Origin of the sequence: Achromobacter sp. 413638 (genome assembly GCF_043119405.1) — a bacterium.
In the GTDB taxonomy this organism is placed as follows: domain Bacteria; phylum Pseudomonadota; class Gammaproteobacteria; order Burkholderiales; family Burkholderiaceae_B; genus Achromobacter.
In genome coordinates, this window is the sequence record NZ_JBICCO010000015.1 from 1 (window position 1) to 18226 (window position 18226).

At 67.7% G+C, this 18226-nt stretch carries 19 protein-coding genes; 11 read left to right on the forward strand and 8 right to left on the reverse strand.

Annotated elements, in window-relative coordinates:
- Window positions 1–1268: PLP-dependent aminotransferase family protein (locus ACEU5R_RS08570; protein ID WP_392409836.1), on the forward strand; the 1268-nt coding region annotated here is incomplete at its 5' end.
- Window positions 1269–1344: 76 nt separating this feature from the next.
- Here ACEU5R_RS08570 and ACEU5R_RS08575 read toward each other — a convergent pair.
- The 5 genes from ACEU5R_RS08575 to ACEU5R_RS08595 all read right to left on the reverse strand — a co-directional run bounded on the left by ACEU5R_RS08575 (window position 1345) and on the right by ACEU5R_RS08595 (window position 6678).
- The gene (locus ACEU5R_RS08575) at window positions 1345–1779 is read right to left on the reverse strand and encodes a hypothetical protein (RefSeq protein ID WP_392409837.1); all 435 of its coding nucleotides are present in this window, start codon (window positions 1777–1779) and stop codon (window positions 1345–1347) included.
- 69 nt (window positions 1780–1848) lie between these two features.
- Window positions 1849–2562: an SDR family oxidoreductase gene (locus tag ACEU5R_RS08580; protein WP_392409838.1), complete on the reverse strand. Its 714-nt coding sequence runs from the start codon at window positions 2560–2562 to the stop codon at window positions 1849–1851.
- Between the two features lie 162 nt (window positions 2563–2724).
- The gene (locus tag ACEU5R_RS08585) at window positions 2725–4044 is read right to left on the reverse strand and encodes an MFS transporter (protein ID WP_233772434.1); all 1320 of its coding nucleotides are present in this window, start codon (window positions 4042–4044) and stop codon (window positions 2725–2727) included.
- A gap of 101 nt (window positions 4045–4145) precedes the next feature.
- Complete coding sequence (locus ACEU5R_RS08590; protein ID WP_158658422.1) at window positions 4146–5114, reverse strand: TauD/TfdA family dioxygenase; 969 nt, start codon at window positions 5112–5114, stop codon at window positions 4146–4148.
- Window positions 5115–5766: 652 nt separating this feature from the next.
- Complete coding sequence (locus tag ACEU5R_RS08595; protein ID WP_392409839.1) at window positions 5767–6678, reverse strand: LysR substrate-binding domain-containing protein; 912 nt, start codon at window positions 6676–6678, stop codon at window positions 5767–5769.
- Window positions 6679–7053: 375 nt separating this feature from the next.
- Here ACEU5R_RS08595 and ACEU5R_RS08600 point away from each other — a divergent pair, with 375 nt between their 5' ends.
- The 7 genes from ACEU5R_RS08600 (at window position 7054) to ACEU5R_RS08630 (ending at window position 12428) form a co-directional block, all read left to right on the forward strand.
- On the forward strand, window positions 7054–7935 hold the full coding sequence (locus ACEU5R_RS08600) for a diiron oxygenase (protein ID WP_392409840.1): 882 nt from the start codon (window positions 7054–7056) through the stop codon (window positions 7933–7935).
- Between the two features lies 1 nt (window position 7936).
- Window positions 7937–8215 carry an acyl carrier protein gene (locus ACEU5R_RS08605; protein ID WP_103274429.1) on the forward strand — a complete coding sequence of 93 codons (279 nt, stop codon included), beginning with the start codon at window positions 7937–7939 and terminating at the stop codon, window positions 8213–8215.
- The gene (locus ACEU5R_RS08610; protein ID WP_392409841.1) at window positions 8208–9098 is read left to right on the forward strand and encodes a hypothetical protein; all 891 of its coding nucleotides are present in this window, start codon (window positions 8208–8210) and stop codon (window positions 9096–9098) included. The genes ACEU5R_RS08605 and ACEU5R_RS08610 overlap by 8 nt, the downstream gene beginning before the upstream one ends.
- A 21-nt stretch (window positions 9099–9119) precedes the next feature.
- Window positions 9120–9941 (forward strand): enoyl-CoA hydratase-related protein, encoded by an 822-nt coding sequence (locus ACEU5R_RS08615; RefSeq protein WP_392409842.1) that lies wholly within the window; start codon window positions 9120–9122, stop codon window positions 9939–9941.
- Window positions 9925–10803 carry an alpha/beta fold hydrolase gene (locus ACEU5R_RS08620; protein ID WP_392409843.1) on the forward strand — a complete coding sequence of 293 codons (879 nt, stop codon included), beginning with the start codon at window positions 9925–9927 and terminating at the stop codon, window positions 10801–10803. Before ACEU5R_RS08615 ends, ACEU5R_RS08620 begins: the two co-directional genes overlap by 17 nt.
- Before the next feature lie 7 nt (window positions 10804–10810).
- A complete protein-coding gene (locus tag ACEU5R_RS08625; RefSeq protein ID WP_392409844.1) occupies window positions 10811–11656 on the forward strand; it encodes a DMT family transporter in 846 nt (281 codons plus the stop codon).
- A 133-nt stretch (window positions 11657–11789) separates the two neighbouring features.
- Window positions 11790–12428, forward strand: a complete 639-nt coding sequence (locus ACEU5R_RS08630) for a class I SAM-dependent methyltransferase (RefSeq protein ID WP_392409845.1) — start codon at window positions 11790–11792, stop codon at window positions 12426–12428.
- An 85-nt stretch (window positions 12429–12513) separates the two neighbouring features.
- Here the strand turns inward: ACEU5R_RS08630 and ACEU5R_RS08635 are convergent, their stop codons facing one another.
- From ACEU5R_RS08635 to ACEU5R_RS08645, 3 genes are all read right to left on the reverse strand, one after another.
- On the reverse strand, window positions 12514–13446 hold the full coding sequence (locus ACEU5R_RS08635; RefSeq protein WP_392409846.1) for a 2-hydroxyacid dehydrogenase: 933 nt from the start codon (window positions 13444–13446) through the stop codon (window positions 12514–12516).
- Between the two features lie 106 nt (window positions 13447–13552).
- A complete protein-coding gene (locus tag ACEU5R_RS08640; protein WP_103274436.1) occupies window positions 13553–14173 on the reverse strand; it encodes an FMN-dependent NADH-azoreductase in 621 nt (206 codons plus the stop codon).
- A complete protein-coding gene (locus ACEU5R_RS08645) occupies window positions 14170–14610 on the reverse strand; it encodes a GNAT family N-acetyltransferase (RefSeq protein ID WP_103276476.1) in 441 nt (146 codons plus the stop codon). The genes ACEU5R_RS08640 and ACEU5R_RS08645 overlap by 4 nt, the downstream gene beginning before the upstream one ends.
- A 326-nt stretch (window positions 14611–14936) precedes the next feature.
- Here ACEU5R_RS08645 and ACEU5R_RS08650 point away from each other — a divergent pair, with 326 nt between their 5' ends.
- The 3 genes from ACEU5R_RS08650 to pdxA are packed head-to-tail and all read left to right on the forward strand — an operon-like array spanning window position 14937 to window position 18222.
- Window positions 14937–15974: a 2-keto-3-deoxygluconate permease gene (locus tag ACEU5R_RS08650; protein ID WP_103274437.1), complete on the forward strand. Its 1038-nt coding sequence runs from the start codon at window positions 14937–14939 to the stop codon at window positions 15972–15974.
- On the forward strand, window positions 15971–17173 hold the full coding sequence (locus tag ACEU5R_RS08655; protein ID WP_392409847.1) for a four-carbon acid sugar kinase family protein: 1203 nt from the start codon (window positions 15971–15973) through the stop codon (window positions 17171–17173). Before ACEU5R_RS08650 ends, ACEU5R_RS08655 begins: the two co-directional genes overlap by 4 nt.
- A complete protein-coding gene (gene pdxA, locus ACEU5R_RS08660; RefSeq protein ID WP_212320061.1) occupies window positions 17170–18222 on the forward strand; it encodes a 4-hydroxythreonine-4-phosphate dehydrogenase PdxA in 1053 nt (350 codons plus the stop codon). The genes ACEU5R_RS08655 and pdxA overlap by 4 nt, the downstream gene beginning before the upstream one ends.
- The last annotated feature ends 4 nt before the right edge of the window (window positions 18223–18226 follow it).

Sequence of the window (18226 nt, forward strand, 5' to 3'; positions counted from 1 at the left end):
CCCCCCCCCCCCCCCCCCCCCCCCCCCCCCCCCCCCCCCCCCCCCCCCCCCCGGTACGGGAGTTCGCCAGACTGCGCGGCATCGGACCCAGCACCGCCGCGCGGGTCTACGCGAGCCTGCGGCAACAGGGGCTGGTCATTGGCGAAGTGGGACGCGGCACCTTCGTGCGCGAGCGGCCGATGGACGCGGGTCCGCTGTCGGCGGCCGCCAGGTACGCGTCATTGGGCCGCAGCGCCGTGGCGCTGGAGGCGCAGGACCTGCGCGCCGCGCTCAAGGCGGTCGCCGCCCAGCCTGACCTGGCGCAGCTGACCGGACAGGCCAGCCCGCTGGGCCGGACGTCGGTCCAGCGCGCCCTGGCCGCGCATTTCGTCGGAATGGGGTTGGACGTGCCGCCGGGGCAGATCTGCGTCGCGCACGGCGGGCAGGCCGCATTGCGGCTGGCGGCGCTGGCGATCGCGCAGCGCGGTCAGCGGGTGGCGGCCGACGCCATCACCTACCCAGGCTGGAAGCTCGTCGCCGGCCAGCTCGGCCTGGATCTGGAACCGATCGCCTTCGATCGCGACGGCCCCTTGCCCGATGAGCTGGAGCGGACACTGCGCCGCAGGCGGATCAAGGCGCTCTATTGCATGCCCGTGGCGCATTTGCCCATGGGCTGGGTGATGCCGCCGCAGCGCTGCCGCGCCATCGCCGAGCTGGCCCGCAAGCATGATTTCGCGCTGATCGAAGACCTGACCTACCGCCATCTGAGGCCCAAGGCATCGACCGGCCTGTACCGGCTGGCGCCCGAACGGACCTGGCTGGTCGGCAGCATGTCCGGCCTGCTGGGCGACGGGCTGCGCTTCGGCTATCTGGTCGCGCCCGACCCGAACCGGCGGGTCCTGGAAAGCCTGGCCATGTCGTGGGGGCTGGCTTGCGCGCCGCTGCTCATCGAGCTGGTTCGGCATTGGCTGGAGGACGGCACCGTCGGCGTGATCCAGGCGCGGCAGGCGGAGCATGCGCGCGCATTGTGGCAGGCCGTCGCCCGCACGGAGCTGAAGACGCTGGGATCGCCGTCGACGGCGGGCTGGGGCTTGTGGCTGCCGGCCGGCCGGGGCCGGCGCGCGGAGGATCTGGTGTCGCGCCTGCGACGGGCGGGCGTGGACGCCATCGGCAGCGAGCCGTTCAGCGTCGCGGCCGCTCATCCCAACGCCTTGCTGGTCCGGCTGCGGCTGCTGGCCGGGGAAGACGTCGCGCCACTGGTGCGGACGATCCTGGATGCCTGGGCCTGAATTCAGCGGACAGGCAGATTCACGCCAGGGCCGGGTCGCCAGACAGGCGTAGCGGCCGGGCCGCGCGCGGGAAGAATCAGTCCCAGCACACCGTATAGACCTGGAACCCCTCCCCCGCTTCCGGCGCGGCGGCATGCTTGCCGTAGGGCCAGCCGGTGATGAGGCCGTCGGCCTCCAGGCCTTCCAGCCACCGCTCGGCGTCCGCCTGCGTCGCGGACGAGATCACGTGGATGTTCTCGGCGGCGGGCCAGTCATCGCATTCCAGCGCCATGCCCCAATCCTGGTGCAGGCCCACGTAGACGCCTTGCACGTCGGGACGCCGGGCGATGGCCTGGAAATGGGCGTGGATCTCGCGCAGGGTCGGACGTCCGTAGCCCCATTGGTTGGGCGCGATGGAGTCCTCCTGCTCGTTGCCGTCGAAATACTCGTCCAGGGTGACGACCGGCAGATGGTCTTCGTCCAGCGCGTCCAGCGCTTCGAGCTTGTCCAGCAGGGTCTTGCGCGCGTCCATCCGTGCTCCTGTACGCGTTAGAGAAACTCGGCGCGTCCGGTCAGCCGGGCGCGCCGATGGCCGCCCGGTTCAGCGCAGCACGTAGCCGCCGTCGACGAAGAACGTCGTGCCGGTCGTGTAGCGGTTCGAGAGCAGCATCCAGGCGGCGTTGGCCACGTCGTCCACCTGGCCCACGGCCTGCAGCAGCGTGCTGGCGCGGTACTGGGCGAAGGCGGCCTCGCGCAGCTCGGCGGGGCGCGCCTGCCACAGGTCGCTGTCTATGGTGCCGGGCGCGATCGCGTTGACGCGGCGCGGCGCCAGCTCGGTGGCCAGCCCCCGGGCCAATCCCTCGATGGCGGCGTTGGCGGCGGCGTAGGCGGCGCCGCCCTTGACGGGACGCGCGCTGGCCGCGCCCGACATCAGCAGCACCGAGGCGTCCTGCGCCAGTTTGGGCAGGGCCGCGTGCACGGCCCAGTATTGCGGCCAGAACTTGCCCTCGAACGGGCTGCGCGCCTGTTCCTCCGTCGCCTGGGCGAAGGGGGTGACGGTGTAGTTGGTGCCGGGCGTGAACAGCATGTCGACCACGGGCAGGTCGTCGAAGAAGGCCGTCAGCGACGTGCTGGAGAACGCGTCGACCTGCCTGGCGATGGCATTCTGCGGCAGGGTCTTCAGGGCCTCGTCCAGGCGCCGGCGGTCGCGGCCGCCGATGATGACCCGGGCGCCCTGCGCGGCGGCCACTTGCGCGGTGCGCAGGCCGATGCCCGAGCTGCCGCCGATGACGACGAGTGTCTTGCTGTCCGACATCATGATTTCCATGGAAGTTGAAAGCGATGGGAGAAACGCGGCGAGGCGGCAAGGGCCGCTTGCGTGGTCCTTGCCGCCTCGTGCCTGTCTGCATTCGGATGACGGGGCCATTGTGCCATGGCCGCGCGCGGGCTTCGTCCACGGCGGCCCTGCCCCGTCGCCTCAGCGATGGATGCGCACCAGGCTGAGACAGCAGGACGCCATCGCGATCGCGCCGGCGATCCACAGCGCGGTCTGCATCTGTCCGACCTTGCCGCTGGCGAACAGCTGGCTGGCCACGCCGGACAGCACCACGGCCACCACCGCCGCGCCCAGCGACTGGCCCAGGGTGCGGGCCGTGGCCAGCACGCCCGAGGCCGCGCCGCTGCGCGCGCGCGCCACGTTGCTGAGCATCTCCTTGTTGTTGGGCGCCTGGAAGAAGCCGAAGCCCAGTCCGCACAGGCCCAGGCGCCACAGGATGTCGGTGACGTCGTGCGCATGGTCCATGGACGCGATCAGGAACAGCCCCAGCGCGAAGATGCCAACGCCGATGGTGGACAGCAGGGTCGCGTTGATCTTGTCGGACAGCCGCCCCGACAGCGGCGCGGCCACGGTGACCACCACCGGCCAGGGCGTGAACAGCAGGGCCGACTGGATGGCGCTGTATCCATAGACGGACTGGAACAGGAACGGCAAGGCCACGAAGGAAATGCCCTGCGCCGAGAACGCGGCCAGCGAGGCCGCGGCGGCGAAGGAAAAGCGCTTGGACGCGAAGATATCCAGCGGCAGCAAGGGCGCGTCCAGCCGGCGCTGCCGGCGCAGGAACACGGTGGCCAGCACGGCGCCGCAGGCCAGCAAGGTCCAGACGATGCCATTGTCCCAGCGTCCGGCCTGGTCGATGGCGATCACCACGAAGCCGATGGCCAGCACGGAGTAGCCGATGCTGGACAGGTCGAGCCGCGCGCCGCTGCCCTCGTCCGCCGGCAGGTTGCGCAGGCCCAGGTACAGCGCCGCGACGCCGAACGGCACGTTGATCAGGAACAACCAGGGCCAACCCAGCGTCGATACGATGATGCCGCCCAGCGTGGGCCCGGCGACCGTGCCCAGCGCCACGATCAGCGCGTTGATGCCCAGGATCGAGCCCAGCAGCTCGGGCGGATAGATCTTGCGGTACATGCCGATGCCGATGCTGACCATGGCGGCATAGCTGAAGCCCTGCAGGCTGCGGAACGCGACCAGGGTCCAGAGGTCGTTGGCCACGGCGCAGCCGATCGAGGTCAGGGTGAAGATGGCCAGCCCGATGCAATACACCCGGCGGTAGCTGAAGACCGCCCCGACCGCCGCGAAGGTGATCATGGTGGCCGCGCTGGCCACGTGATAGGCGTTCACCACCCAGATGATGGCCGCCGGCGTGGCGTCCAGTTCCTTGGCGATGGTGGGCAGGGCCACATTGACTATCGACGTGTCCAGGGCCCCCATGAAGATGCCGATCAAAATCGCCATTGCGGCAAAGTATCTTGCCGGAATCGGGATGCCCGATGGCTCCGCGTTGATAGCCAATGTGTCCGACATGCCTGCTCTCCTGTTCAGATAAGGGTTGGGTTCTAGGATGCGTAGCGCTGGTCGCTGATGCGGATCCGGATCAGGTGGCGCGCGTGATCGCTGAATTCCGTCCTGCCGTGCAAGCCTTCATGGTTGTTGGTGAGCAGGATGTCGTCCGCGTCCAGCCGGCAGGTGGTGGTGAATTCCTGGTTGCCGATGACGTTTTCCAGGATGTAGAGCGCCAGCCGGTTCTCGGCGGTGTCGTACTCGGGATGCGCCTTCAGGCCGGCTTCGAGCGTGTCCTTGCGGTAGCGGATCAGCGGCTTGTCGGCAAAGATGGGCGCGAAGGTGGCTTCGGCCACGTCCTGCCGGCGTTCCTTGGTGTACGAGGTGGGGATGCGGAAAGGCAGCTTGGTCCTGGACAGGTGTCGGAATGCCCAATCGCCCTGGCTGCCGCTCTTGAGCGAATTCACGATGTGATGCCCGTCACGGATCAACGAGACCCCGCCGTCCTCGGCGGGCCGCACCACGTAGAGCAGCGTGTACCTTTCGGGATTCGGAAAGTACTGGGTGTCGGTATGCAGCTTGGCCTCGTCGGCGTTTTCCGAGAAGGTGGAGACCTGGCCGGCGGGCAGGTCCCGCTTCTTGATATCCCAGATGATCTGGCGATTGACCCTGTCGGTCGGCGTGGGCCAGCCCAGCGCCAGGCACAGCAGGAACAGGATGCGGCGCTGCTGGTCCAGGTCCAGGCCGGCCAGGCCGCTTTTTTTCAGGATCAGCGCCGAATAGCGTGTTTCAAGCAGGTCCTTGATCGTTTCGGAGGCGCTGGCGATGCCGGGGAATGTGCGCAGCACGTCCGCCCGGAGGTGGGAAAGATCGATCTCGTCCGACAGTTTTTCCGGCGTGTGCGCGACGTCGCCGTAATGGGTGGCCAGAACATCCCGCGTGGATTTCTCGGCGTTCGTCAGCCAACCCGCATTGAACTCAAACTCACCAATTCGATACCCCGCGTCTTTGACAAAAGCAAGCATGGTTAATCCCTCGAAAGTGCTGGTTGAGTGCCCATCCCGCAGGATGAGTAAAGGTCTCCTCCAAGCCGGACGCTCGCGGCGCCCTTGTCGGATTTCACGCAACATCAATAACGCTTTCGTGCGAATGCAACTGCCCGGGTCATCCAATCATGGTGTGGACGGGTGCTTCTCCTTTGATTTGGGGGGAATCAACGCAATGCGCCGGTCCGAAGTGAATCCTGTGCGGCGGGCTCATCCCTGATGCGGGTCGCGTCGGTACGCCGGGGCGTCATGTGATCCATGTCAAGCGTGCCGGCCTGCAATGATTCTAGATTAAATGCTGCGATGCAGTAAACATATTTACGATATTTTCCGGAAAAAAAATTTCATAAATATCAATCACTTGAGTTAATCAAATGGTGTTTTGGTAATTTTCTTCTGTTTAATTTGTTGTTTAAAATGCCGCAAAGCAAAAGACGATTTCACATCGCGCTTCTGCTTTTTGCATTGCTCAAGGCAGCCGCATGACGTTTCCGCCCTTCGCACGGGCCCGCGCCGGCATGACGTTTGAAGTGCCTGCCCGGATAGCGCGCGTCGGCGAAGTGCGGAGCATCGGCGATCTCCGCAAATGATTGACCTGCATGACGCGCAGGCGTCGTTGGATGTGCGTCGTTCAGACAGCGGCGGCGCTGGTGAAGCAGCCCTCGCTGGCCAGGTCCGTCTTGATCCATTCGATGAACGCGCGCGTGCGGGCCGGCAGCAGCTTGGCGTGCGGATAGATGACGCTGACTGGCCGGGGCGGCAGTTCATAGTCGGCCAGCACCGTGGTCAGGCGGCCTTGCGCCACGTGCGGCGCCACCTGGTAGGACAGGAACATGCCGAAGCCCAGGCCGTCCAGGCAGGCGCCGAGCGCCGGGGCGACGTGGTTGAACTCCAGGCTGCCGGCCACCGGCAAGGTGAACATGCGGCCATTGTTCTGGAAGGCCCACCAGGAATGGCCGGCGCCGGAGAAGTCGATGCAGTTGGCCTGCAGCAGGTCCTTGGGATGCGTCGGCTCGCCCTGGGCCGACAGGTAGGCGGGCGCGGCCACCACCATGCGCCGCACCTGCCCGACCTGATGCGCGACGAGCGAGGAATCGTTGAGCCGGCCGATGCGCACGCCCAGATCTATGCCCTCTTCCAGCAGATTCACCTGGCGGTCCGCCAGCACCAGGCTGCAGCGCACCTTGTAGTGCTGCCGGACAAAGCGATTCAGCGACGGCGCCACGTGCATCTGGCCGAACAGCACCGGCGCCGTGATCGTCAGTTGGCCGGCGAGTTCCCCGGTGTCTTCGCGCAGCGCCGATTCGGCCTCTTCCAGGGTCGCCAGCACATGGCGGCAGCTATCCAGGTAGCACAGGCCCTCATTGGTGAGCGCGATGCGCCGCGTGCTGCGGTTGAACAGCCGCACGCCCAGGTCGGCTTCCAGCGCCGCCAGCGTGCGCACCACTGTCGGCAAGGACGCGCCCAATACCTGCGAGGCGGCGGTCAGGCTGCCCTGTTCCGCGATACATACGAATGCCGCCATGCTTTTCAGCTTGTCCATCAAAAATTACTCCAAGTTCCGCAAGAGTGAAATTCGTGACGCACCATTTATTCCAGGTGATCATGGCTGCATACTCCGTTTAGTTATTTTTTGTCATGAAAGGGATTATCGATGATTTCTCCGGTTCGGGCGTCTGATTATTCGCAGGTTTTTTGGACCGGGCATGGCCGGCATTCTCCGGCCGTCTGAATATCCCCTCTTCCCGTTGCAGGCGCGCTTTCCCCGCGGAAGCGCGCCTAATATGCCGCGCACGCGCAATACCCGCATGCCGGCAGGCGTTTTGCTGTTTTACGGCCCAGGGCGCAAGTTTTTCCGGCGCGCCCGCGACGGGCCGGCTTCGTTAGAAAGAAAACCATGTCATGCGAAGGAGACAAAATGCTGGATACCGCAAATCCGGTCAGGACCGACACGCACGCGCAACGCAAGGCGACCGTCGACCGCCTCACGGCCCTGTCCATCCGGAACAAGACCAATCCGTTCCTTGACATCGCCTGGCCCGAGTCGCTGTCAGAGGATGTCATGTGGATGCCCCACAAGCTGATGACGGTGCATGGCACCCAGGCGGGCGCAACGCTGACGCCCGAGCAGCTGCTCAGGCTCAGCAAGTGGGAAAGCATCTGGTTCTATAGCTTCAACGTCCACGGAGAACGGCACCTGCTGCGCGACGTGCTGAACTGCATGCACAGCCCCGGCTATGAGGACGTATCGGACTACATGCACCATTTCGTGTGCGAGGAAAACAACCATAGCTGGTTCTTTTCCAATTTCTGCACCCGTTACGGCGGCAAGGTCTATGTCGACAAGCGTTCGCAATTCCAGGCGCAGCCATTAAAGCCCGCCGCCAATGCCTTCCTCATCTTCGCCAGGATCCTGATCCTGGAGGAAATGCTCGATTACTACAACGTCATTATCGCGGCCGACGAGGCCGTGCCCGCGGTAATACGCGAACTCAATGCCCTGCACCATTATGAAGAGGCGCGCCATATGGCCTTCGGCCGTGCCATCGTGGCGGATCTGTTCGACAAGGCGCGCAAGAATTGCACGGACGAGGACATCGATGAGTGCCGCGCCTACCTGGATCGCTATATCGGCTGGTGCCTGGACTCGCTGTATTACCCGGCCATGTACCGGGACGCCGGCATCGCCGACGCTTATCAATTCCGCAATGCCGTCATGGCCGATCCGGGCCGGCAATCCCATCACGACGCCATGACGGCCAAGGTAAGGAAATTCTTCGCAAAGATAGGGGCAGCCTGAAATGAATAATCAAAATCCGGCCGTGGCCGCACTGACACAGAAAATCAAGCGCTTCGTCGCGGAGCGCAATCCGGAACTGGGCGACGTTCATATCGACGACACGGTGGACCTGATCGAAAGCCGCATCGTCGATTCCCTGATGTTCGTGGAATTCCTGCTGTTCCTGGAGGATCACTTCGGCTGCGAGATCCTGCTCGACTCCGGCGATGTCGGCGCCTTCCGCACGGTTCGCGGCATCTACGACAACTTCAACCAGAAAGCGGGGGTGGTGAATGTGTGATTCCGGCAAACACTGGGCCACCCATGAAGGGCTGGCCACGCTCGATCCGCTGGCGGTCCGGTTGAAGGATCTGCTGGACGCCAGCTTCCTGAACATCGCGGCCTCGCTGCAGGCCGAGCGCATGCAATTCCCGCCGCTGCTGAAGGTGGCCGACGTGGACGCGCTGGACTACTTCAAGAACTTCCCGCAGCTGCCGCTGCTGGTGTCCGCGACCGATGCGCAGGCCATGAACGACAGACGCGAGAGCAGTCGGGAGGCCTGGACCGAAATCAGCCACGATTGCCTGGCCCACGCGACCCACATCCTGCCGCCGGCGGCCTGCTATCCGGTGTACAGCCATCACCGGGACGCGCCGGTTGGCCGCCTGAAGACCATCACCACGGCGGCCAACTGCTATCGCAACGAAAGCCATTACCTGGGGCTGCGGCGGCTGAAATCCTTCAGCATGCGCGAGATCGTGTTCATCGGCGAGATGGAGCCGGTGACCCGGGCGCTGGGCCTGGCGCGCGGCCGCATCCATGACCTGGCGGGCGCCCTGGGCGTCGAGACCCGGCTGGAGAACGCAATGGACCCGTTCTTCGATCCCAACTCCACCCGCGCGGTCACGCAGAAGATGTTCCCGACCAAGCAGGAAATGGTGTACGGCGACGATCTGGCGATTTCCTCGTCCAACTTCCACCGCAATTTCTTCGGCCAGCGCTTCAACATCAGCAGCGTGGACGGCCAGACCGCCTACACGGCCTGCATCGGCATGGGCCTGGAGCGCTGGATACACGCGATGCTGGAGGTCTACGGCAACGATATCGAGCGGGCCATTGCCCGTCTCGAGGCGCTGGAAGACGAGCTTGCCTCGGCGTCCGAAGCCGACGCGGCCCTGGCCTGAACCGCGATCGCCAGGACCGCCATGTCCCACCCCTCCCCCCGCCCGCCCGTCCTCGTCCAGTTCGACCCCAAGCGCCGCTGCGCCGAACTGCGCCTCTGCCGCCCCGAAACGGCCAATCTGCTGGACCAGGGCGTCATCGCCGCCCTGACCAACGCATTGCGCGAGCTGGCCGGACAGGCCGGCCTGCGCGCCATCGTCCTGTCGGCCGAGGGCGACACCTTCTGCGCCGGCATCGACCTGCGCTGGATGCAGGCCGGCGCGCACGCCTCGCCGGCCGACAATCTGCGCTCGGCGGCGACGCTGGCTCGCCTGTTCAAGGCGATCCACGACTCGCCGGTCCCCACCATCGCCAAGATCCAGGGCGATGCGCTGAGCGCCGGGCTGGGGCTGGTGGCGGCCTGCGACATCGCCATCGCCAATGATCACGCCCGCTTCCGGACGCGCGAAGTCCGCGTCGGAATTCTGCCGGCGCTGATGAGCCCCTATGTGGTGCAGGCGCTCGGACCCAGGCTGGCGAAATACCTGTTCCTGACGGCCAGGCCCCTGTCGGCGCAGGAAGCGCTGCAGGCGGGCCTGCTGCACCAGATCTGCCCGAGCGGCGAGCTGGACGGCCTGGTGGCCAGCTGCGTGGACGACATCGTCCAGGGCAGCCCGGCCTCGCTGCCGGCGACCAAGGCGCTGGTGCAGACCGTCGCCCATCGCGCCGTGACTGATCAGGTCGTGGCGGAAACCACCGCCTGCATCGCCGACTTCCGGGCGCGCGGCCAGGCGCAGGCCGGCATCGCCTGCGCCATCGATGGCGTGCTCCCACCTTGGATGGAAGACCATGAATCATCCCGATAGGCGCGCCGAGAACGCGCCCCGCCAGCTGAGCATCGGCTGCGAGATCGGCGGCGCCACCTGCCGCGTCGCCGTCCACGAATGGGGCCGGCCCGACGCCGAACGCGTGGTGCTGTGCCTGCATGCCCTGAACCGCAACGGCCGCGATTTCGATTTCCTGGCGCGGGCGCTGGCGGCGGACCGGCGCGTGCTCTGTCCCGACCTGCCCGGCCGGGGCGACAGTGACCGCCTGGCGGACCCGGCCGACTACAACCACCAGACCTATCTGCGCGTGCTGCACGCGCTGGCGGACTCGGCCGGCCTGCGCGACCGGCCCGTGGACATCATCGGCACGTCGCTGGGCGGGATACTGGGCATGATGTATGCCGCGACGCATCCCGACGCGGTGCGCGGCCTGGTGCTCAACGACGTGGGCACCGTCACCGCCGGCGAGGTCTTCCTGAAGGCGGCGCGCTCGATCCAGCGCGAGGTGCGCTTTCGCAGCCTGGAGCAGGCGGTGCTCACCTTCAAGATCATGACGGCGTCCTGCGGACCGCTGTCGGACGCGCAGTGGCGCGCCGTCTCCGACCACATGATCGAGCCGGACGGCGCGGGCGGCTACACGCTGCGCTACGACACCCGCATCGCGGAGCAGCTGTTGCGCGACGCCGGCGCGGACCTGGACCTGTGGCACTGGTATGAGCGGATCCGGGCCCGCGTGCTGCTGGTGCGCGGCGCCAATTCCGATGTGCTGACGGAGGAGAACGCCTGCGCCATGGCCGCACGCGGCCCGCGCGCCGAGCGTTACACCGTGGCGGGCACGGGGCATTTCCCCATGCTGGTCAAGCAAGACGAAATCAACGCCGTCAAACACTTCCTGGGCTGAATCCTCCATGACTCCCCGCCTGTTCGCGCTGACCCTGCTGTCCCTGCTGGCCTTCGCCGGCAATTCCTTGCTGTGCCGCATCGCGCTCAAGCAGACGCCGATCGATCCGACCAGCTTCGTCGCCATCCGGCTGCTCTCCGGCGCGCTGATCCTCTGGCTGGTGCTGTATCTGCAGCGACAGTCCCGCAACCTGGAAGGCAGTTGGTTCGGCGCGCTGGCGCTGCTCGCCTATGCCATGACCTTCGCCTATGCCTATTCCCAGATCCCCGCCGGCACGGGCGCGCTGCTGCTGTTCGCCTCGATCCAGATCAGCATGATCCTGTACGGGTTGATCATTGGCGAACGGCTGTCCTTCTTGCAGAGCATCGGCGTGGCCTTCGCGGTCAGCGGGCTGGTCATGCTGATGCTGCCCAGCGTCGGCGCCCCGCCCCTGTTCTATGGCTTCCTGATGATCGTCTCGGGCATCGCCTGGAGCGCCTACTCGGTGGCGGGCCGGGGCTCTCGCAATCCGGCCTCGGCCACCGCCGGCAACTTCATCCGCGCCACGCCGATCGCCCTGGTGCTGTTCTTACTGCAGTTCCAGGCATCGCACGTGGACCTGGACCCCACCGGCGTGATCTATGCGGTGGCGTCCGGCGCGGTGACCTCGGGCCTGGGCTACATCCTCTGGTACGCGGCGCTCAAGGAGCTGAAAGTGACCCACGCCGCCACGGTGCAACTGAGCGTGCCGGTGCTGACGGCGTTCGGCGGCGCGCTGTTCCTGGGCGAGGCCGTGACGCAGATCCTGGTGGCCGCTTCGGCGCTCATCATCCTGGGCGTGTCGCTGGTGGTGCTGGTCAAGCGCCGGGCCTGAATCCGATCGGGCCGGGTCCGGTCCACGCCCGGGCCGGCGCGCCGGCGGGCATCCGTGCGCCTGGCGCCAGGGCCGCCGGTGTATGCTGCCTTGCGCCAGGCCCCGCCCCGCCTGCCCAAGGACCGACCGCCCCATGACATTGAGCAACGATGCCCGCTTCTGGGACCGCAGCGCGCGCCGATACGCGGCCGCCGCCGTCTCGGATCCGCGAGGCTATGAACGCACGCTGCGGCGCACCCGCGAACTGCTGGAAGAGAACGACCATGTGCTGGAACTGGGCTGCGGCACCGGCAGCACCGCGCTGCGATTGGCGGACGGCGTGGCCAGCTACCTGGGCACGGATTTTTCACCGACCATGATCGCGATCGCGCAAGAAAAGCTGGCCGCCGCCCCGGTTGCCGCCCTGTCCTTCCTCGCCGCGACGGCCGAGGATCCGGCATTGCGGGCCGGCCAGTACGACGCGGTGCTGGCGTTCAACTATCTGCACCTGGTGCGCGATCTGTCCGGCACGCTGCGGCGCATCCACGCGCTGCTGGCCGACGGCGGCCTGTTCATCTCCAAGACGGGGTGCCTGGGCGACATGAATCCGTTGATCCGGCTGGCCTTGCTGCCGGCCATGCGCGCCATCGGCAAGGCGCCCTATACCGGCGCGTTCAGCGCCTCGGCGCTGGAGCGGCAAGTGGCCGCCGCCGGGTTCGAGATCCTGGCGACGGAACTCCACGCCGACGGCGGCAGCGACCGGCGGCCGTACATGGTCGCGCGCAAGCGCTGAGCACACCATCGGTCCGGCGCGCGTCCGCGCGCAGCCGGCACGGCGCTGCCGCCTCGTGCCGCGTTAGACCGGCGTTAGACCGGCGTTAGACCGGCGTGACCACGCCGCGCCCGGAAAAATGCCCCTCCAGGTTTTGCAGGTAGATCGTGAATTGCGCTTCCACGCTCTCCGGCGACCAGCCGCCCACGTGCGGCGTCAGCAGCAGGTTGTCCAGCGCCAGCAGCTCGGCGGGTGGCTCGGGTTCGCTTTCATAGACGTCCAGGCCCGCGCCGGCGATGACGCCGTCGCGCAGCGCGGCCGCCAGCGCCGCCGTGTCGACGATGCTGCCGCGTCCCAGGTTCAGCAGGTATCCCCGTGGCCCCAGCGCCCGCAGCAATTCGGCATTGACCAGGTGGCGGGTCGAGGCGCCGCCGGGCGCCACGCACAGCAGCACGTCGCACCATTCGGCCATGGCGGTCAGGCTGTCGAAATACGGGTGCGCCGAGCCGGGCTTGGGATTGCGGTTGTGATAGCCGATGCGCAGGCCGAAACCCTGCGCGCGCGTGGCGATCTTCTCGCCGATGGCGCCCATGCCCAGGATGCCCAGGCGCTTGCCGGAGATGCCGGGCGGCACCGGGATCTGCGTGCGCCAGACGCCGGCGCGGCACTGCTGGTCCAGCTTGCGGAAATTGCGCACGACGGCAATCAGCATGCCCATGGCGTGGTCAGCGACGCAGTCGTCATTGGCGCCACGCCCGTTGGTCATGACGATGCCGCGCGCCCTGGCGGCGGCCGCGTCCACGGTCTCGTAGCCGGCGCCCATGCAGGACACCAGCTCCAGCCTGGGCATGGCCGCGATCTCCTCGCCGCTCAGGCCGATGGTGCCGATGGTCAGCACCGCGCGGAACGCCTGGCCCCGCTCCCGGATCGCCTGCTCGCGCGCCACGTCGGTGATGGCGTAGGTGACGTCGAATCGCTGCGACAGGATGCCGAGCTGGTGGTCGGCAATGGGACAAAGAATGAGCAGAGGGATGGTCATTTCGGCTGGCGGCAAAGGGAGGAATGATGCCGGCCCGCGCGACAGGCGGCGCGCGGGCCGGCATCAGACTATATGCCTCTGCCGCAAATGTGCAACTGACCCGGCCTCAAGCGTGGACAGCGGCGAAATGGCGCTCCAGCTCGGCCTGGGCCCGGCTCCTGGCGTGCGCCAGCGTGTCGCCGCCCGCCGCCGCGCGCTGGACCGAAAAGAAATGGATCGTGCGCAGACCGATGGTGTTCAGGATGGCGGTCAGGTACGGCGTGAGGAAGTCGGGCTGGCGCGCGGGCTCGGACGCGAAGGATCCGCCGGACGACACCGCGACATATACCGGGCGGTCCGCCAGCACGCCCAGCTTGCCGGTGGGGATGTGCGTGAAGGTCCGGTTCGCGCGCACCACATGGTCGATCCAGGCCTTGAGCGCCGAGGGCACAGTGTAGTTGTGCATGGGCGTGCCGATGACCAGGCAGTCGGCGGATTCCAGCTCGCGTATCAAGATCTCGGAATCGGCCAGCGAGCCGCGCGCCAGGTCGGCGGCCGCCCCTGGGGTGCCCAGCGCGCGGGCATAGTCGCCATCCACATGGGCGATCGTGCCCTGCCGCAGGGGCCGGCCGATGACCCGCGCGCCAGGATGCTTGCGCACGAGCCGGTCGACGATGGCGCGGGACAGGCGTGCGCTTTCCGATCCCTCGAGCCTCGGGCTGCAATCCAGATGCAGGATGCGGTTCATCGCGGCGTCTCCTGTTCCAGGGGCTTGGAGAAGCGCATGGCGCTGGTCAGCAGGCCCTGGCGGAAATAGAAGCGCTGGGCCAGCGCGTTCGACAGGCCGGTATCCAGCACCAGTTTGGCGCAGCCGGCGCGTCGCGCCGATTCCGTCAGCGCGTCGAGCAGCCGGGCGCCCAGGTTGCGGCCACGGCTGGACTCGTGGGTCACCAGGTCGTCCACATACAGGAAGCTGCCGTAGATGAGGTTCTCGTCCAGCCGGTAGCCGGCCAGCGCCAGCGGCTCGTCGCCGCGCCAGGCGCCGAGCAGGCGATAGCGCTGGGCCGCCATGCGGCGCACGCGCGCGGTGAAATCGGCCGGGTCGGCCAGATGCGGCCGCAGCTGGCGCATGAGGGGGAAGCAGGCGCGCAGTTCGTCTTCGGTGTCCGCGTGGCGGAGTTGCATGTCGTCCAATTGCGTGGATCCTGGTGCGGGCGCTGGCGCGGTGGCCGGCGCGGGTGGGAACAGGTCTCCATGCTACGGTCGGCATGGCTTATCACATATATCCAAGAATGATGTTTTGTACTGGGCCATGATGATTTTCCCCCTTGGATTCGGGAGTTTGACGAGGGCTGAGCGCGGCAGATCTGCCGCATTTCCGGGCGCCATGAAGCGCCCGATTCTGTACGTACAGGCAGTACGTACAAGATGTACACTAGCGCGTCTTTCCCGCCGACAGACGCGCGCATGAACGTCTGCCTGATCGAAAATTCCTCATGGAGACTCCTACCTTGGCAACCGAATCCACCCGTTCCCCATTCTTTGGCACGATGCAGAAAATCCCAGGCGGCCTGATGCTGGTGCCGCTGGTGCTGGGATCCATCATCGGCACATTCGCGCCGGACGCGCTGACGATCGGCGGCTTCACCACCGCGCTGTTCAAGAACAGCGCCCTGCCCCTGATCGCCCTGCTGATCTTCGCAACGGGCACCCAGGTCAACACCCGCACCGGCGGCCCGATCCTCGCCACCGCCGGCACCATCCTGCTGATGAAGACGCTGGTCCCGGCCACGCTGATCATCATCCTGGGCAGCTACGTGGGCCTGAACGGCGTGCTGGGCGTGTCCATCCTGGCCATGCTGGCGGCTTTCGACAACAGCAACGGCGGCCTGTGGCTGGCCTACACCGGCCAGTATGGCGACGCGCGCGATCGCGGCGCCTACGTCGCCAGCGCGGTCAATGACGGTCCCTTCTTCAGCCTGCTGTTCCTGGGCGCCTCGGGCCTGGCCGACATTCCGCTGGTCGCGCTGGTGGCGGCGCTGGTGCCATTCCTGCTGGGCGTGGTGGTCGGCAATCTGGATGCCAAGTGGCGCGACGTGCTCAAGCCCGTGCCGAACATCGTCATCCCCTTCTTCGCCTTCGCGCTGGGCACCGGCATCAACCTGGGCGCGGTCGTCAGCGGCGGCGTCAGCGGCCTGATCCTGGGCCTGATCATCAGCCCCATCACGGGCGGCCTGGTCTACCTGGGCTACCGCTACATCCTGCGCCGCGGCGGCAAGAGCGGCCTGGGCTTCGCGGCCGGCACCACCGCCGGCAACGCCATCGCCACCCCGGCCGTGGTGGCCGCGGCCGATCCCTCGTTCCAGCAGTACGTGGGCACCGCCACCGCTCAGGTCGCGGCCTGCGTGCTGATCAGCTCTATCCTGGCGCCGGTGCTGGCGTCATACTTCCTGAAGCGCGCCGGTGAACTGAAGCCGGTTGCCGTAGACGGCGAGGAAGGCGTGGCCCCGGCCGCGCCGCTGAGCGCGGCGCGCGGAGAAGCGCTGTGAATCCCGTGATCGCCATCGTGTCGGACGACCTGACCGGTTCTGGCGACACCGCGGTGCAATTCGTGCGCGCCGGCTGGAGCACGCACCTGTCCATCGGCGGCGCCGACGAGGCGCTGGCCGGCGACGGGCAGGCCGAGGTGCTGGCGGTCACGACGCACAGTCGCGCCCTGCCCGCCGATCAGGCCGCCGGGATCGTGCGCGCCAACGTCAAGCGCTTGCGACAGGCCGGCGTCAAGCGCCTGTACAAGAAGGTCGATTCCACGCTGCGGGGCCCGTTCCTGGCCGAAATCGAAGCGGCCTGCGCCGCCTGGGCGCCGGACGCGATCGCGGTCATCTGCCCTGCTTTTCCCGCCACCGGCCGGACCGTGTCCGGCGGCGTGCTGCTGGTGAACGGCAAGCCGGTCACCGAGACCTCGGCCGCGACCGACCCGGTCACGCCGGTCACCGAAAGCCATATCCCCAGCCTGCTCCGATGCGCCCATGTCGGCCAGGACGGCCTGGCCTCGGCCGATGAGCTGGCGGCCCGCATCGAGCGCGCCGGCCGGATCGTCGTGGTCGACGCAGCCGACGAGGCCGAGCTGGAGCGGCTGGCGCAGGCCATCGGCCTGTTGGGCGAGCGCGCGCTGCCGGTCGGCGCGGGCGGCCTGGCCGCGCCGCTGGCCCGTGTCTGGGCTGGCGCGGAACAGGCTGGCACGGTGCTGGTGGTCGTGACCTCCCAACATAGCGCCGCGCGCGCCCAGGCGGCGGCGCTGATCGCCGCCGGCGCGCGCTGCTGGATGCCGGCGCCCGCGCAGTTGGCCGACGCCGACGGGTGGCGCGCCTGGAGCGCCGCCCTGCTCGACGCGCCCGCCGACAAGGGCGGCGTGGCGCTGCTGCTTGCGCCCGAAGGCCATGCCGACGGACTCGACGCCGACATGGTGGCGCGACGGCTGGGCGGCCTGGCGGCCGCCTGGATCCGGCATCGCGGCGCGGCCGGCGTGGTGGCCACCGGCGGCGATGGCGCCCGCGAGGTGCTGCGCGCGCTGGACGCGGGCGGCATCGCGCTGGCCGATGAAGTGATGGGCGGCGTGCCCCTGGGCACGCTGACCGGGGGCCAGGCCGCCGGCCTGCCCATCGTGACCAAGGCCGGCGGCTTTGGCACGGAAGATGTATTGGTTCGCGCCGTGCGCGCGATCCGCGAACGGAGATTCAAGCAATGACTCAGAGCAATTCCCGCAACCTGCCGCTGCTGGCCGTCACGCTGGGCGACGTCGCCGGCATCGGCCCGGAGATCACCGCCAAGATGCTGATGGGCCACGAGGCCCTGCGCGCCAAGGCGCGGCTGGTGGTGGTCGGCGACGCGGCCGTGATGGCCAATGCGGTGCGCGGCCTGGGCGGCGATCCGTCCATCGTGCGCACGGTGGCGCGTCCGGCCGACGCGACCAACGCGCCCGGCACCATCGAGGTGGTGCAGGCCGGCCCGTCGCTGGCGCACGTCAAGCTGGGCGAGATCAGCGCCGAGGCCGGCGATGGCTCGGTGCGCTTCGTCACCACCGCGTGCGCGCTGGCGCGCGCCGGCGAGGTCGACGCCATCGTCACCGCGCCGCTGAACAAGGCCGCGATGCACGCCGCCGGCCACAAGTGGCCCGGCCACACCGAACTGCTGGCGCATGAGTTCGGCGTCAAGACCTTCTCGCTGGTGCTGTCCGCCGGCGACCTGTACGTATTCCATGCGACCACCCACGTATCGCTGCGCCAGGCCATCGAGGACGTGAATCCGGCGCGCATGCGCGCCGTGCTGCGCCTTGCCGGCGCCTTCGCCAAGGCGCTGGGCCGTGGCGACAAGCCGGTGGCCGTGGCCGGCCTGAACCCGCACGCGGGCGAGAACGGCATTTTCGGCAGCGAGGATGCCGACATCCTGGCGCCGGCGGTGGCCGAGGCCAATGCCGCCGGCATCCTGGCGGCCGGCCCGATTCCGGCCGACGCGCTGTTCCCGCAGGCCGTGCGCGGCAAGTGGGAATTCGTGATCGCCTGCTATCACGACCAGGGCCACGCGCCCTTCAAGTCGGTCTATGGCGACGACGGCGTGAACATCACGGTCGGCCTGCCGGTGGTGCGGGTGTCGGTGGACCACGGCACCGCCTTCGACATCGCCGGCAAGGGCATCGCGCGCGAGGACAGCCTGGTGCTGGCCGCCGAGCGCGCCGCCAACCTGGCCCCCGGCTGGTCGCATGTATGGGAAACTGCGCGGGCACAAACAGGAGGTTGATTTC